We start from the raw sequence: 15,903 nt of genomic DNA on the forward strand, positions 1-15,903 counted from the left end.
AATCCCACTATTTAATCGATGTAAATAGTATTTTTATACACAAAGTATTGTTATATAACACTTTAATATTATATTAAAAAAGTAATTATTAATTACAAAACAAATAAATTTACTTTTTATAAGAAAACATTTATTTCTTTCAAAATTAGAAATTCGCACGAAGCATAAAAAAGAACGGACTCCCTTAATAGGAAATCAGTTCTTTTTTCTAGAAATTAACGTGCATTCGCTCTTTTAAAACCATCATAGACAGATATTACAGCACTTACGATGAAAATGATAATAACACTGCCAACCACCCATATGCTAAATTGCGTCCACGTCATCGTAAATAATTCCATCATATAAGTTACAAAATGATCGTTCATTATATCAGGATTTATTACAATTACTACAAACACAACAGTGGACAATAATTGGATAACCGCATTCCATATTGCCATTCCTTTTGTCCTTTGTTGTTTTAGTAATTTATAAAGTGCAAAGGAAATCTCCAGTCCAATGATTAAAATAACTAGCGGCAAATATTGGAGTAAAACTTCTTGATTCAGCGCAATCATAACGAACTGGAGTCGGTCCCCATCACCTTCGTATACCCCTATAAGCTGGTTGGCATAAAAATAAAGAGTTGCCCAAATAGCTGTCCACAATAAACTTCCAAAAACCTCAAACTTTGAGATCGCCCTTTTTTTAGGTATATAGGGGACATTTTTTAAATCATCTGCTGTCCATTTTTGCATGCTTGCAGTTAGCGGTTGCTGTTCTTTATCTTTATCAACCCTTTCAATAATCGCAAACGTTAAAGTTGCCCAGAAAAAAACTTGGATTGCAGCATTAAATATCGACCAGATGCTTTCTCCAAAAATAGATAACACACTCATTAAAATTGCTTCTTCACCATTATAACTAACAATATATTTCGTAATAACCGTAATCAGAGTAATGATAACGGCAATAGGGACAATCATTTTAAGCAATGAGACATATACATCAAAATAACGAGGACCAATCAGATGCATCGGCTCATCTTTATAGCCACTCGCCAGGACGGCAGGATTGCCCAACTGATTAATAACCTGTTTTGCATCATCCTCACTATATTGTTCCGGCAACATGTCCTCGATCGTTGAACGTAACTCCAGTGCAATATCCGTACGCATTTTTTCAGGCAATCTCCGAGTGACTTCTTGAATATATACATCAATGATCCTCATTTTCTTCATCCCCTCTTAATAAAGCATATAGTTCCTTAGAATTATCGATCCATTCCTTTTTTAGTTGCAGAAATATTTCCGTACCATATTCGCTCAACACATAGTATTTTCGCGGTCTGCTTTCAGAAGTATCCCAGCTGCTCGTAACAAGTTCCTGCTTTTCTAGTCGGCGTAGCAACGGATACAGAGTACTTTGATCAATTGAAATACCAGCACCTTCTAATAGCTGAACCAATGAATAGCCATACTGCGGAGTTCTTAATTGACTTAAAACGGCTAAAGTCAATGTCCCTCTTCTAAGCTCTGTCGTTAAGGAATTTAGTAAATTACTCATATATACACCTCAAATCATTATAATGTATGTCATACAGTATTATTCTTATACTATGTATCATACAGTATTAACGTGAAGAAAATCCATTGTAAAATAATTTCAGATAAAAAATAAAACCAGTGAATCCTTAAAAGAATCCACAGGTTTTAGATAAGCAACCGGAGATAGGTTTGTATCCATTTTATAGCTGTATACAAAAGTGTTGAAAAATAGGCTTGATTCCATTAATCGGAATCAAGCCTATTATTATTCTTCTTTATTTAACTCAAAGCTATTAAGCAATGAACGTACTTCATCCGTAGATTTTGTATTCATCAACTGGTTTCTCAGTTCGCCGGCACCTCGGAATCCTTTTACATAAATTTTGAAAAAGCGGTGAAGTCCCGACATTGAACGAGGAAGTTCTTCGGCATACTTGTCCTGCAGATCAAGCTGTAGTTTCAGAAGGTCAAGATACTCCTCAGGACTATGCTCCTTTGGTTCCTTTTCAAAAGCGAAAGGATTTTTGAAAATACCGCGTCCAATCATTACTCCGTCAATTCCGTATTTTTCTGCAAGTTCTAAACCAACTTGACGGTCCGGAATATCACCGTTAATTGTTAACAGTGTATTTGGAGCGATTTCATCACGCAATGCTTTAATTTCAGGAATAAGCTCCCAATGTGCATCAACAGCACTCATTTCTTTTCGTGTACGTAAATGAATGGAAAGATTTGCAATATCCTGTTTTAAAATGTGGGTAAGCCACTCTTTCCACTCATCGATTTCTTTATAACCAAGTCGTGTTTTCACGCTGACAGGCAAACCACCTGCTTTAGCAGCTTCGATTAACTCTGCTGCTACATCCGGACGTAAAATCAGACCGCTGCCTTTTCCTCGCCCCGCAACATTCGGTACAGGGCAACCCATATTAATATCGATTCCTTTGAAGCCCAATTCCGCCATACCAATGCTCATCTTGCGGAAATTCTCGGGATTGTCTCCCCATATATGTGCAACAATCGGCTGTTCGTCTTCTGTAAATGTTAAGCGACCGCGAACACTTTTTATTCCTTCAGGATGACAGTAACTTTCCGAGTTAGTAAACTCCGTGAAAAATACATCCGGTCTTCCTGCTTCAGCCACTACATGGCGAAATACTAAATCTGTTACATCTTCCATCGGCGCGAGTACAAAAAATGGTTTCGGTAACTCCTGCCAAAAATTCTCTTTCATATGTTAAGTTCAATTCCTCTCATTACAAACAATCATCTCTTACTTTTAAATTTCCTGTAACAATATTAGCGTAAATGGTGCAGAAAAGTAAAAGCAGATGATTTAAAAAGCAGTCTTTTAATCAATAAATAGCTTTTTATTCCATTAACCGATAAGCAGTTTCCTGTTTATCCTTTTTAGTGTTCCTAAAATACTCATCGCTGCTAAATAACTCGTTTTAGGATTTGCAGGAAGAGGATTATTCTTAATTGTAAAGGTTGCTTCCCCAAAATCCCCTGTCATTTCAATTTGGTGAATATTTTTATCAATTTTCGGGTCTGCCACTAAAGTTACACTCGTTTCGTCAAATCCAATTCCAGCCAGCGCAAGCACAATCGATACATTCATATTTTTAGGGTAACGTCGGATCGCTTCCGTCGCACTCCCTTCAAATATCACTTTCTCTTTCTCGATTGTTTCCTCAATTAATGAGCTCGCCGGCTTGCGTGTTGTTAGCGCAACGGATGTAACTGTACCAAGCACATGGGCGTTTTGGAGTAAATCCAACCCTCCAATTGCACCTGATGGCAAGTAAAGTCTTCGGTTGAATTCATTCGCTAAGGTGTTCAGCTCTGCCAACAGCTCCTCATCCACTAATGCACCAATACTAATTAAGACAACATCCTTTTTCCTGATTGCTGAAGGTAGCAATTTATGAACCGCTTCAATATTTGCGGCCTCCACAACTATATCAATTTCTGAATCTAAAAATGCATCTATTTCCGTGTACACCTTTACTCCATAATTGGATTCAAGTAAATGATGCTTTTCCCTGTCCCTTACAAAAACACTTGTAATACGCAAGTTTTCTTGCCTCTTTTCATTTATTTCTTCCAACAGGAAATGAGCAATTGCACCCGCGCCGATTAAACCGATTTTCATTGTGTACCTCCTTTAAATCATCTTCTATTTTCAATTGTACTCTTCTACAACCATATCATAATTTCAGCAATGGATTCTCCTATCCTTTAACAGAGGGTTTACTTCAAATATATAGATGAATTCGTTAGTATGAATATAAGGCAAGAAATTAGAGGAGGCATTGGTATGGAACTGACAGTTTATTTAGCAGGACAAATTCATGATGATTGGCGGGGAGAAGTTGCACAAAAGGCGAAGGAAAAAAATCTTCCTTTACACTTTGTAGCACCACAGACAGACCACGATCGTTCAGACAATATTGGCGAGGAAATTTTAGGCATCCAGCCATCAGCATATTATAAGGACAATGCCGCTTCCGATATTAATAACTTCCGGACACAGGTATTAATGCAGAAAGCGGATATCGTCATTGCATTATTCGGTGAAAAGTATAAACAATGGAATACCGCAATGGATGTAAGTACAGCGATTGCGATGAATAAACCGACGATCATTATTCGTCCTGAGTCATTAATTCATCCTTTAAAAGAGCTATCTAATAAAGCAAATGTAACAGTGGAAACTGTTGAACAGGCCATTGATGTAATCCGTTATATATTTGATTAAAGTACCTAATACAAAAAAAGAACGAATTCCATAGAATTCGTTCTTTTTTATAAATATTTTATATAATTATATACGCTTCAAGGCACCATTAGGCTGTGGTAATTCTGACGCTGTTATTTCATTCATTTTACAGAAATGTGTAAAGAATTGCTGAGCCAGCTCTTTTTCCTGAGGGTCCGTTTTCAAGGAGATAATATCACGTAAAATTTGAGCCATCCATACATTGTCAAAGTAACGATGTTTACCTGTATTCCATGTCATTTTGTGAGTGAACTTTTCGTTTACATAATAGTTCCAGAACAGCATTTGCTCTGCTTCCTGTTCTGTCAGCTTAATTCTGTATTTTGAATGTGCTGGAATATATCCATCTTCACTCAATTTCCCGATAAAATTCTCTTCTACCATATACACACCTAAAATGCGTCGATCTTTTTCAGGCGAATTTTCATCTACAGCCGTTAACAAGACAGCACTGTTTAGGTGCAGGCGAATAGGCTTTACAGGCTTCCCTTTATTTACACCGCTTTTCGTTAATCCCGAAAAAACCTTCCAATCTGAAAATGCTGTTTGCTGTTCTTCAGTGTCACACCAAAAAACTAATTGTGACTCTGGGTGAAGTTTGAAGTTTTTCATATGTTTTTCATGTATTAAACGAATTTCCTGGTTTTTACGCTGGAGTTTTAATTTCTCTTCTTTTTGCCATTCTTCTTCTCTTCGTTCAAGTTCTTTTTTCTGAATGATTTTTTCTAGTGTTTGAACATCATCTTTATCGTGAAGTACTAAGTGCTTTCCAAATACATCAGGGAAAACGAATTTTTTACTTTCCGATGCGAAATGTATTTCAATACTTGATTCATTCTGTTTAACGATACTACCCATTCCGAAATGCTTATGTGTAACTTTTTTATTGATTAGATTCATTATTTAAATCCTCCTTGTAAAATAAAAACACAGTTACGTTAGATCGTCCGTCAATAATTAGCCCCTTTAAGAGCTTAGACAACTGCCTGATTTTTTTGCTTTCATGAATAAAAAAAGTACATAAAAACGTATCCTTAATACAGAACTCAAAAAGAACAAAGAATACATAATACGCACCGAAAACAATTATAAGACTATTATAACATTTTTTTAAAGAAAATACAAAAATTTTATTGACTTTTTATTTTACGTTAGATAAAATTAAACTTTTATTCTCACTCAACCAAAATATTTACCCCTTAAAATTGTAATAGGCATCGGGTTCGGACGTATAAAAACACGTTTCTACCCGATGCTTTTTTTCTTTCCTGACTCAACGAATATTGAGGTTGCACAGCTCCCTTTTAAAAATTTACACGTTACGAAGCACTATACTGCCGGACTTTACATATGTTGCGTATATATAAACATGCCTTGTTTTAGTTCAAGCCTATATTTGCATATAAGTAAGTAAATGGCTGGACGATGATTATGAAACCTAAGGAGTGGATGAATGGGTGCAATTAATGGTGAAAGCTATATTAACCGATTAAATTCGTTAAATAATGAAATATGGCTGGGTGGAGAAAAAGTGGAAGGGCTGTTATCAGAACATCCTGTATTTAAAGGGCTTATTCAGACGAAAGCTTCCCTCTATGATTTACAGCATGATCCTAAAATAATAGATGAAATGACTTTCGTATCCCCCCTTTCAGGAAAACGTGTCGGCCTTTCTTATTTGATGCCTAAAACGAAAGAGGATTTAATTAAAAGGCGAAAAATGATGGAGCATTGGGCTAAACATACACATGGAATTCTAGGAAGAAGTCCCGACTATTTGAATTCCGTTTTAATGGGTTTCACCTCATCTGCAACACTGCTTGAGGGTCAAGAAAACTGTTACCCAGACAACCTCCGCGCATTTTTTGAATTGGTGAGAGAAAATGATCTATCGCTTACACATACATTTATTACGCCTCAAGTTAATCGTTCTCAAAGTTATATTGAAAATACAAATGAACCTATCTCTGCAAAGGTTATCGCGGAGACTGAAGATGGCCTCATTATAAAGGGTGCACGTTTATTAGCAACACAAGGGGGTTTAACCGATGAGGTGTTTGTATTTAATGTCGGTAAGCTTGTATTCGGCGAAGATGAAACTTTTTCATTTGCGGTCCCATCAAATACGAAAGGATTAAAATTTATTTGCAGAGATTCCTTTATAGGCGGAGAGTCTGCATTTGATCATCCATTAAGTTCAAAATATGAAGAAATGGATTCCATCGTCGTATTTGACAATGTATTAGTACCGTGGGAACGTGTCTTTTTTTATAACAATGTCGAGGTTGCCGAAAAATTTATTATTCAAAGTGCTTTTCACCATTTTGCCAAGCATCAAGTTTTAATAAGGCAGATTGCAAAAACGGAGTTTATTTTAGGTATAGCTGAACTCCTCATCGAGACGATCAAAGTTTATGAATATCAGCATATCCATGAAAAGATGTCTGAAATTATTGTGGGGCTGGAAACTATGAAAGCCCTGTTGGATAAAGCGGAGAATGATGCCGTATTTGATGAATTTGGCTATTTACGACCTGCAATTTTCCCTTTGAAAGTTGCCGGATATACGTTTTCAAAAATTTATCCACGTCTCACTGAAATCATTCAGCTTATTGGTGCAAGCGGAATAATTACACTACCGACAGAAAAGGCATTTCACTCCCCAATTAGAGGCGATTTAGATCAGTATCTTCAAGCAGCAACTAAACCTGCTGAAGAACGAGTGAAAATATTCCGGTTAGCTTGGGATTTAACGATGAGTTCATTTGGAACGAGGCAAACACAATATGAACGGTTCTTCTTCGGTGATACTGTTCGGTTAGCGAGCGAATTATATTTCACTTATCCTAAAAAAGAATTTGTAGAGGCAATCTATACTTTCCTCAATCGGAAAAATTAAGGACGTTGATGCTTTATGCATCATTGGGAACCGCACTAATCTTTCACTGCCGCATATACTAGAGTAGAACGATAATCAAAAAGGATGATATTAAAATGACATTGCTGAAAATGATGAGCTCTATTGTAGCATGTACAAATTCCCATCCATTTGACGAAGATGCAATCGATGAAAGCAGCGATATGAACCGCTGGGAAAATGAAGGCGGCAGACCCCTTTAATTAATTCAACTTATTGTTAATATAACGATGGTTTCCGAATGCAAAGACAATTAAATATAAAAAATATCACTTTTCTCTAAGGAAAAAAGTGATATTTTTTGCGTTTTTCAGAGCCATCCCTTTAGGGTGCTTGTCCCAATTTTTTCTTATTTTTCTTCATTGTTTACTTCATCCATTGCCTCATCATTTACGCTCTTAACCAAACATCGGTACTTGTATATAACTGATTTGCTCTAAAACAATAATTCTTGTTGTACTTTCTCGTTCATACGTGTCTGTAGATTCTGTTAAAGTCAGGAAATCTTGATTTACCGATTCCAATGTTCCGGTAATAAGTTCCTCACCAACTGCAACAGTTATTTCTTGGTTTAATAACCTCAAAAGCTGAATATACAAAATGCCATTCAATCTAATCCCCTCCTTTTTTAGTAAGCTATATTTTTAATGTTCGTTAATGGAATATACAGAAAGTTTGAGTTTGAAGAAAGTGTTATATAGTCAAAGTTTACTTCTAATAACGTACCCGTGACTTTTCCATATTCCGTTGCAACTGTGAGACTCGATCCTTTTAAAGTTCCGAGAATATTACGTAATTGCCACATATTTACCCCCCTTTATGAAGTTATGTTAAAAGGATATGTTTGCTGGAGAAACTTGTTTGGGTAAATATTCTATTTTTCAAGATTCCCAAAAAAATATAAGTATGCCGCACAATTTTTGTGAAATAAGATTCATATCCTATTACTGAGGTGAGAGCTATGAAGGAAAGACAAGAAGGATTAGTAAGTGTAGTTATTCCATGCTATAATGCCGCGCAATTTATAGTAAATTGCCTAGACGGTCTTCAGTCGCAAAAATACAATAAAATGGAAGTCATTCTTATAAATGATGCGTCAACTGACAATACATCCAAAATAGTTGAAGACTGGCTGGAAAATACAAAACCTCCTTTTTCGGTTATTGTATGTAATCTACCTGTAAATACAGGCTTTGCCGGGGCCCTAACAATCGGCTATTTTATGAGTTCCGGCGAGTATATTGCAGTTAATGATGCAGATGATATTTCGCACCCTCTGCGTTTTGAAAAACAAGTAGATTTTTTGTTAAACAATCCAGATTACGATTTAGTCGGATCAAATTACCAAGTATTTTATGATGAAAACTTGGAAGTGCTCGGTAAAACGGCCGACTGGTTGAAGTATGGTGAGTCTATACGGAAATGTTACGAAGCAGGAGGTCACTGTGTGTGTCACGGAACAATTTTATTTCGCGGAAAAGTATTTGATTTGCTTGGTGGCCCGACTCGAAGAATTGTCGGAGCAGAAGATTATGAATTCTTCGTTAAATTTTTAAATGCAAAATTAAAAATAGAGAATCTGAAAGACATTTTATATTACTACCGGAAACATGATCAACAACGTTCCAAAACTTTTTATGGAGGTGAAAAGAGTGGCTGACGAAAGGATTTTACTAGTAGTAGATGCTTTATATATCGGGGGAACCGAAACTCATGTATTAGGGTTGGCAAAAGAACTGGTTAAAAATAATATTTTTGTGGCGATTGCAGCAAATAAAACCGGTAGTTTAGTTGATGCATTTGAAGCATTAAATTGCCCTATTTATTCAATCGAGTTTCCAAAATCAATCTCTTTGGAAAAAGATCATGAAATTACATTAGTAAAAGAAGTTGAGAAAATTATCGAGACCGAAAATATTACCCATGTTCATATTCATCAGACCCCTTCAGGATATTTAGCTGGTAAAGCGGCCGAAAACAGAAATATCCCTACCGTCATCACAATACACGGAACGTATTATCCTAACCATGAAATACAAGAGCTCCTTAAATTATCCGATGCAGTCATCTGTGTGAGCCCTCCTTTATGCAATTATATAAAAACATTTGATATAGAAAACCCTTATTTAATACCAAACGGAATCAATTTAGAGGATTATCCAAGAAATTCCGCTGTAAAAGATGTTAGAAGTGAATTGAAAATACCTGAAGATGCTCCAGTTCTTCTCTATGCCAGCAGAATCACATGGGCAAAAGCACAAGTTTGTTCTATTTTTTTAAGAGCTTGCAAAGATCTCAAATTAAATACTATCCCTAATCTTCATGTCATTATAGTGGGTGACGGCAATAAATTGAGCGAGATAAAATCATTAGCTCGAATGATTGAAGAAATGTGTGATGAGGCTTTTATCCATATAGTAGGAGAGCAAAAAAATATGCACCCCTATTACTCAGCAGCAGATTGTGTTGTAGGCACAGGCCGTGTAGCTTTAGAGGCTATGGCTTCAGAAAAACAAGTTGTTGCAGTCGGCAACCACGGGTATTTTGGGATTGTGGATATAAACAATTTCGAAGATGCCTGGAGTCATTATTTTGGAGACCACGGATCAAAAGCAGCTTGCAGCAGACATTTATTACGGGATGATTTGAAGAAAATCCTGATGGATCAAAATCACCTTAAACTAAACGGGATTACAGCAAGAGAAATAGCCGAGGAACTGTTTAACATTAATAATGTAGTAAAAGAAACATTGAAAGTTTATTCCGAGACAATAAAAGGTGGGATGGAAAAATGAAAAAGGTTTTATATATAGGCTGGATCGGGTTTAATAATTTGGGTGATGAACTGTTATGGCATATTTTCAGAGATACATGCACCAAATACTTGGATAAAGATAAAATCATTGTTAAGCCATCAATGCCCGGAACTGATTTAAAAAATCTCGACGAATTTGATACGGTTGTATTAGGCGGAGGCTCATTATTATTGCCGGGCTACCTTCAAATTCTTCAAAATGCTATTCATAAAGAAAAATCAGTACTCATATGGGGATCCGGGTTAGATTGGATTGAAGAATCAAATCTAAATTTATTGATAAATGATCAACTGGCTTCATTAGAACAAAACTTTAAACAAAAAGATATTGATGTACTGGAAGAAGTTTTGGAGCATGCGCTTTTTGTAGGTGTTCGAGGTCCTCTAACAAAAAAAGCGATCGAAATTATGGTGGGCAAAGAAAAATCCGAAAAGGTTAAAATAATTGGCGATCCCGCTTTACTATTACAAAATAAAGACGCATTGAAGCCTCATGTCCAAGAAAAAATCATCGGAATCAATTGGGGAACAACATTTAATCGCTTATATGGAGCAAATGAAAGTTCAGTAGAAGACCAGTTAGTCGTAGCAGTAAAAAGACTAATTGACAAGGGTTATAAAATACTGATATACACGATGTGGTCAGACGATATATCCCATTGTGAAAGACTTTATAATAAAATCGGCGACACAGAAAATGTACAGTTAGACAAAAACCTTTATACCGAACAGCAAATGATTAATAAATTATCGACGTGTACTGCAACGATAAACTTTAAACTCCATGCCAATTTACTATCTATGGCTGCAGGTATACCAGCGATTCCACTAGGCTATCGCTTCAAAGTTTTTGATTTTGCAGCACTGCTTGGATTACTGGATTTAGTCGTTTCCACAAGTTCGAAGCAATTAACGGATGAACTAATGGATCGTATCGCGATGATTGAGAAGAATGAATTAATGCCAGTTAAGCAATACAATACTACCCAACAAACATGCACCCCACTTTTAGAATCACCTTTCACAAATTATTACTTTTAAGCTTATATATTTAAACAAGACTCCTATCTTCAACAACTCGGGCTCAGGATACTGGTTGGTTCAAGACTGATTAGCGAATTTTAAGGAGTCTTTTTTTTTCGAGAAAATTACATATAAAAGGAAAGAAATAAGCTAGATACTGCAATAATTACCACCTCATAAATGCTGCTTTCTTAAGGCAAACTAATGCAAATCTAAAAGAAAGGTGTTGTGCAAAAAAACATGAATAAACCTTTCGTGCCGCAGCTTGTTTATTTTGAACCGAAAGCATTGGACTATCCGCTCGGCAAAGAATTAAAAGAAAAGTTTGAAGCGTTGGGCATTGAGATACGTTATACAACCTCTCATAACCAAATACGAAACTTCCCCGGAGACACTGATTTGCAAAAGTATCGAATCGCAAAATCTACACTTGTCGTTGGTATTCGCAAAACTTTGAAGTTTGATACGTCCAAGCCATCCGCTGAATATGCTATTCCGCTTGCTACAGGGTGTATGGGTCACTGTCATTATTGCTATTTACAAACAACAATGGGAAGCAAACCGTACATTCGCACATATGTGAATGTCGAGGAAATATTTGAAGCAGCGGATCAATATATTGAAGAACGTGCTCCTGAAATCACCCGGTTTGAAGCGGCCTGTACTTCCGATATTGTAGGGTTGGATCATTTAACACATTCATTAAAGAAAGCGATAGAGCATTTCGGCCAAACTGAGTTGGGCAGGTTAAGGTTTGTTACGAAATTTCATCATGTTGATCATTTACTCGATGCAAAACATAATGGTCATACAAGATTTCGTTTTAGTATTAATGCGGATTATGTCATAAAAAATTTCGAACCGGGTACATCTTCGCTCGCCCAGCGAATTGAAGCAGCCGGCAAAGTAGCGAGAGCGGGTTACCCTCTTGGGTTTATCGTAGCACCCATTTACCTTCATGAAGGATGGCAGGAAGGTTACTATCATATGTTTGAACGACTTGACGCCGAACTCCCCCAAGACGTTAGGGAAGATATTACATTCGAATTTATTCAGCACCGTTTTACAAAGGCTGCTAAAAATGTGATTAATAAAAACTATCCGAAGACGAAGCTAAAATTGGACGAATCTGTAAGACGCGTGAAGTGGGGGAAATACGGAATTAGTAAGTATATTTATCAAAAGAACGAAGAGGATGAAATGAAAGAAAAGCTCTACAGCTATATGGAAAAGTTCTTTCCAAATGCGAAACTTGAGTATTTCACGTAAATAATACGAAGAAAAGCAAAAGCAGACACGTTCAACTTTGAACTGTCTGCTTCTTATATTTAACGGATTTTTAATTTTTATTTTGTAAAATCAATTTTCTTTTGCAATAAATAAATTGTGACGCCGCCTACTAGCATTGAAAAGGCTTCTCCCACTGCTACCATTCCGTACGTTGGCCAAAATGGCAGATCAAAAACAATCATCAGCTGGGCTGCAACTGTAAACATGGATGCCGTAAAAATAACTCCAGTTACAATAATTTTCAACACTAAGTTTTTCATATTTTTTGTAATGATACGGCAAATTACTAACACAATCAGTGTAGCGATCCCACCTACCGGTACATCAACCCACCACATCGGCGAAAAGAAGTTTGCAATGACCACACCTAATGTTACTGCTACTATGTAACGTTTATGGAACAGAACTAAATAGTTAAACATCTCCGACAGCCTTAATTGTACGGCTCCGAAACTTATGACAGCCAAAACAAGCGTCACTGCTACATAAAGAGAAGCAACGATCGCAACTTTAGCTGTTTCATGCACGCTGACACGTGATGATGAAACAGAATTTTCCATTATTTAATTTCCTCCTTTATAAAATAGCTTGTATTGGCTATTTTACTGATAACTATGACCAAAGGAGCATGGGTGCTAGTACCCTGCCAAAGTGCCATAGTGTGATTTTGCACCCATTCATTATGGAGTAAATATTAAATAATGGCAATACTTTATTTGTTCATCCATCCACCATCAATCGGTAAAATTGTTGCATGCATATAATCGCTTGCTTCACTCGCTAAAAATAACGTAACATTTGCAACCTCTTCCGGTTTGGCCCATCTGCCCGCAGGTGTTTGCTCTGCTACTAACTTCGCCATTTCGCCTGACCCTTCAAAATCGGCCGCATTCATCGGTGTTTCAATTGCACCCGGTGCAATTCCGTTGACACGTATTCCTTCCTTACAATAATCATAGGAAAGCTGTTTTGTATAACCGATTACAGCATGTTTGGAAGCGGTATATGCCGCTCCCCCGCCACCAGCAATCATTCCTGCAATCGATGCCATATTTACGATAACACCGCGCTTTTGGTTAAGCATTTTCTTCAATACTGCATTCGTTACTAAGAACATCCCTTTTACATTCACATTAAAGATTTTGTCCCAAAGTGCTTCTTCTGTTTCAAGTGACGGGACATAACCATCAAGGATACCGGCAGTATTACATAAAATATCTATTGATTCTAATTGTCCAATCGTTTTTTCAATAAACTGTTGATCTGTTACACTTCCTGCATAGTGATGATACTTGTAGTCTGTTAAATCTGCTTTCTGAATATCGATTCCAATAACAGTAGCCCCTTTATTTAAAAAGGCAGCAGCTTGCGCTCGTCCGATTCCAGATGCAGCACCTGTTATAACGACGACTTTATTTTTAAATTGCTTTTCCACTGTAATTCCCTCCAAAAAAATAACTGACTTGCATAAAAACAAGCCAGCATAAATTACTTATAGAACGATTTCCCAATCATCCGCTAAAATATCACAAACCGTCGGTGTAAACATCGTATACCCTTCACCTGTTACATTAATAACAAAATACGGGTTCATATCCAAGCCATCCAATGTAGTCGCAGGCACATATTTTACATATAGTTCAGCACCGCCCCAGCCTTTACGGATTATTTTCTCACCATTTTTTAAACGAGGCAAAATTTCTTCAAATGTCATATTCATCTTCCTTTATGTATTCATATTTCTTATACATATTATAACAATAAGTTGCGGAAATCACATGCACCGGGCATCAAAAAGATATCCCGGTGCATGGCATCCTTATGTTCCTCTATGCTTTGTAACTTCTTGCGGCGGGTTATTGTGAATTACCTGATTAAACTCTTTCGAATACTCTTCACGGCGATTCGTATCCTTTTTTTCTTTTTTGTTCTTAGTGAAGCTCGTTTTACTTTTTTTCGCCATACTTTTTCACCTCCTAAAAACGAATTGGATTCTTATCTATTTTGCTTATATTTAATGAATGTATGCTGTAATCAACTGAACACCAATTTATTTATATGAAGACAATTTTTAACGCTTGGAATCCAAATTATTTTCCGGAGAAGTTTTAAAACTTTTTGTATAGAAAATGATATATGACCTATACTATTAAAGATTTCACTTCAAATCTAAGTGACTGGGAGGGTTAACCCGATGAGTGCGAATGATCAATCTCAAAAGGACCAACAAAAACTGAATAAGCTTACACAGAGTATTTTTGGAGCAATCTAAAATTAATCTGAAAGCGAGGCAGTGTGTCATGGAGGATCATAAGTGGTAATCAAAATAAGAACCTGGAATTAAAAACTCCAGGTTCTTTCTTATTGTTCAGATGATACAATTGAACACCTCATAATTTTAATTTTTTTTTGCGATTAATGTTTAAAAAATGAAATACGGCCTATACTATTAAAGATTTCACTTCAAATCTAAGTGACTGGAGGGTTAACCCGATGAGTGCGAAAGATCAATCTCAAAAGGACCAACGAAAACTGAATGAGCTTAAACAGAATATTTTTGGAGTAATCTAAAATTTAATCTGAAAGCGAGGCAGTGTGTCATGGAGGAGCAAAAGTGATAATCAAAAAAAGAACCTGGAATTAAAAACTCCAGGTTCTTTCTTATTTTTTATGATTCGATTCCAGCAATACCAAATCCTCCAGGACCCGCATGAGTTGAAATCATCGCACCGGCCTGGATCCACCTTACATTTTCGAAACCGGCTTCCTTCACGACTTCTTCTAAACGCTTCTTAATCTGTTCATCAAGTTCTATCGAGTAGATTAAATATAATTGCTTCCGATCAATATTGTATTCATTTAAATAATCCCTCATAAGTTTTTCAGCAACAATGTCCATCTTGCCACGGTATTTTCTAGTTGAAACGAGCTTACCTTCTTTTAACTCAATGCAAGGCTTTATTTTAAGCAATGCACCACCGATATATGCAATATTACTGACCCGTCCCCCTGCTTTTAAAAAGTCTAAACTTCCGGGCAGGAAAGCCAGCCTTGTTTTAGGGACAATTGATTCAACTTTTGCAATTAAGTGCTCATGGCTAATGTCAGGCTCTTCTTCAAGTAGATTTGCTGCATACATCACTACTGCACCTAATCCCCCCGTTACATTTAATGCATCAATCAGGAAAAGATCGTCAAAATCTTCTGCTGCAATAACCGCACTTTGAAAGGAAGCAGATGCTTTTGACGTATAGCCAATGTGAATGATAATGCTTTCAGGAAACTTTAATCGAATATTTGTAAACAAACCTTGATATTCATGGGTATTTGTCGCAGCTGTAGACGGAATTTTTTTCGTTTGATCATAAAAATCAAAAACTTCTTCTACAGACAGCTCACCGTCCAAATAATCTTTTCCATCCATAATAACGTGCATCGGTACTACTTGAATTTGATGTTTTTCAACTAGGTCCTTCGGTATATCTGCACCACTCTCAGTCGATAAAATAATTCTTTTCATTGTACCTTCCTTTCAAAAATGCAGTCA

General features: G+C 36.5%; 19 protein-coding genes. 7 read left to right on the forward strand and 12 right to left on the reverse strand.

Features of this window, described 5'->3' with window-relative positions; genetic code table 11:
* Nucleotides 1-215: 215 nt before the first annotated feature.
* From AC6CH1_RS15820 to nadX, 4 genes are all read right to left on the reverse strand, one after another.
* The gene (locus AC6CH1_RS15820) at nt 216-1,214 is read right to left on the reverse strand and encodes an HAAS signaling domain-containing protein (RefSeq protein WP_498318414.1); all 999 of its coding nucleotides are present in this window, start codon (nt 1,212-1,214) and stop codon (nt 216-218) included.
* On the reverse strand, nt 1,201-1,548 hold the full coding sequence (locus tag AC6CH1_RS15825; RefSeq protein WP_014822657.1) for a PadR family transcriptional regulator: 348 nt from the start codon (nt 1,546-1,548) through the stop codon (nt 1,201-1,203). The genes AC6CH1_RS15820 and AC6CH1_RS15825 overlap by 14 nt, the downstream gene beginning before the upstream one ends.
* Nucleotides 1,549-1,794: 246 nt before the next feature.
* Nucleotides 1,795-2,763, reverse strand: coding sequence for a tRNA dihydrouridine synthase (locus AC6CH1_RS15830; RefSeq protein ID WP_498318416.1), 969 nt, complete (start codon nt 2,761-2,763; stop codon nt 1,795-1,797).
* A 144-nt stretch (nt 2,764-2,907) separates the two neighbouring features.
* Nucleotides 2,908-3,684, reverse strand: a complete 777-nt coding sequence (nadX, locus tag AC6CH1_RS15835; RefSeq protein ID WP_498318418.1) for an aspartate dehydrogenase — start codon at nt 3,682-3,684, stop codon at nt 2,908-2,910.
* 165 nt (nt 3,685-3,849) lie between these two features.
* On the opposite strand from nadX, the gene AC6CH1_RS15840 reads away from it, so the two are divergent.
* Nucleotides 3,850-4,290 carry a YtoQ family protein gene (locus AC6CH1_RS15840; protein ID WP_498318419.1) on the forward strand — a complete coding sequence of 147 codons (441 nt, stop codon included), beginning with the start codon at nt 3,850-3,852 and terminating at the stop codon, nt 4,288-4,290.
* Nucleotides 4,291-4,356: 66 nt separating this feature from the next.
* On the opposite strand, the gene AC6CH1_RS15845 is transcribed toward AC6CH1_RS15840, so the two are convergent.
* On the reverse strand, nt 4,357-5,211 hold the full coding sequence (locus AC6CH1_RS15845; protein ID WP_251690740.1) for a malate synthase: 855 nt from the start codon (nt 5,209-5,211) through the stop codon (nt 4,357-4,359).
* Nucleotides 5,212-5,764: 553 nt separating this feature from the next.
* Here AC6CH1_RS15845 and hpaB point away from each other — a divergent pair.
* Both hpaB and AC6CH1_RS15855 read left to right on the forward strand, forming a co-directional pair.
* Nucleotides 5,765-7,210, forward strand: a complete 1,446-nt coding sequence (gene hpaB, locus AC6CH1_RS15850; RefSeq protein WP_498318421.1) for a 4-hydroxyphenylacetate 3-monooxygenase, oxygenase component — start codon at nt 5,765-5,767, stop codon at nt 7,208-7,210.
* 95 nt (nt 7,211-7,305) lie between these two features.
* Complete coding sequence (locus AC6CH1_RS15855) at nt 7,306-7,431, forward strand: hypothetical protein (protein WP_498318422.1); 126 nt, start codon at nt 7,306-7,308, stop codon at nt 7,429-7,431.
* A gap of 195 nt (nt 7,432-7,626) precedes the next feature.
* Here AC6CH1_RS15855 and AC6CH1_RS15860 read toward each other — a convergent pair whose 3' ends face one another.
* Nucleotides 7,627-7,839, reverse strand: coding sequence for a hypothetical protein (locus AC6CH1_RS15860; RefSeq protein ID WP_251690742.1), 213 nt, complete (start codon nt 7,837-7,839; stop codon nt 7,627-7,629).
* Between the two features lie 17 nt (nt 7,840-7,856).
* Entirely contained in the window at nt 7,857-8,033 is a 177-nt protein-coding gene (locus AC6CH1_RS15865; RefSeq protein ID WP_251690743.1) for a DUF2642 domain-containing protein, read from the reverse strand.
* A gap of 156 nt (nt 8,034-8,189) precedes the next feature.
* On the opposite strand from AC6CH1_RS15865, the gene AC6CH1_RS15870 reads away from it, so the two are divergent.
* The 4 genes from AC6CH1_RS15870 to splB all read left to right on the forward strand — a co-directional run bounded on the left by AC6CH1_RS15870 (nt 8,190) and on the right by splB (nt 12,335).
* On the forward strand, nt 8,190-8,888 hold the full coding sequence (locus AC6CH1_RS15870) for a glycosyltransferase family 2 protein (RefSeq protein WP_498318424.1): 699 nt from the start codon (nt 8,190-8,192) through the stop codon (nt 8,886-8,888).
* Complete coding sequence (locus AC6CH1_RS15875) at nt 8,881-10,023, forward strand: glycosyltransferase (protein ID WP_498318426.1); 1,143 nt, start codon at nt 8,881-8,883, stop codon at nt 10,021-10,023. Before AC6CH1_RS15870 ends, AC6CH1_RS15875 begins: the two co-directional genes overlap by 8 nt.
* Nucleotides 10,020-11,084, forward strand: a complete 1,065-nt coding sequence (locus AC6CH1_RS15880; RefSeq protein WP_498318428.1) for a polysaccharide pyruvyl transferase family protein — start codon at nt 10,020-10,022, stop codon at nt 11,082-11,084. The genes AC6CH1_RS15875 and AC6CH1_RS15880 overlap by 4 nt, the downstream gene beginning before the upstream one ends.
* Before the next feature lie 222 nt (nt 11,085-11,306).
* Entirely contained in the window at nt 11,307-12,335 is a 1,029-nt protein-coding gene (gene splB / locus AC6CH1_RS15885; protein ID WP_251690747.1) for a spore photoproduct lyase, read from the forward strand.
* 77 nt (nt 12,336-12,412) lie between these two features.
* Here splB and AC6CH1_RS15890 read toward each other — a convergent pair whose 3' ends face one another.
* The 5 genes from AC6CH1_RS15890 to AC6CH1_RS15910 form a co-directional block, all read right to left on the reverse strand.
* Entirely contained in the window at nt 12,413-12,916 is a 504-nt protein-coding gene (locus AC6CH1_RS15890; protein ID WP_498318430.1) for a QueT transporter family protein, read from the reverse strand.
* A gap of 152 nt (nt 12,917-13,068) precedes the next feature.
* A complete protein-coding gene (locus tag AC6CH1_RS15895) occupies nt 13,069-13,791 on the reverse strand; it encodes a 3-oxoacyl-ACP reductase (RefSeq protein ID WP_498318432.1) in 723 nt (240 codons plus the stop codon).
* A gap of 57 nt (nt 13,792-13,848) precedes the next feature.
* Nucleotides 13,849-14,070, reverse strand: a complete 222-nt coding sequence (locus AC6CH1_RS15900; protein ID WP_014822646.1) for a DUF2829 domain-containing protein — start codon at nt 14,068-14,070, stop codon at nt 13,849-13,851.
* A 105-nt stretch (nt 14,071-14,175) separates the two neighbouring features.
* On the reverse strand, nt 14,176-14,319 hold the full coding sequence (locus AC6CH1_RS15905; protein WP_014822645.1) for a hypothetical protein: 144 nt from the start codon (nt 14,317-14,319) through the stop codon (nt 14,176-14,178).
* 705 nt (nt 14,320-15,024) lie between these two features.
* Nucleotides 15,025-15,876: a DegV family protein gene (locus AC6CH1_RS15910; RefSeq protein WP_498318434.1), complete on the reverse strand. Its 852-nt coding sequence runs from the start codon at nt 15,874-15,876 to the stop codon at nt 15,025-15,027.
* Nucleotides 15,877-15,903: the final 27 nt, after the last annotated feature.

The organism is Solibacillus sp. GQ1, assembly GCF_059758555.1.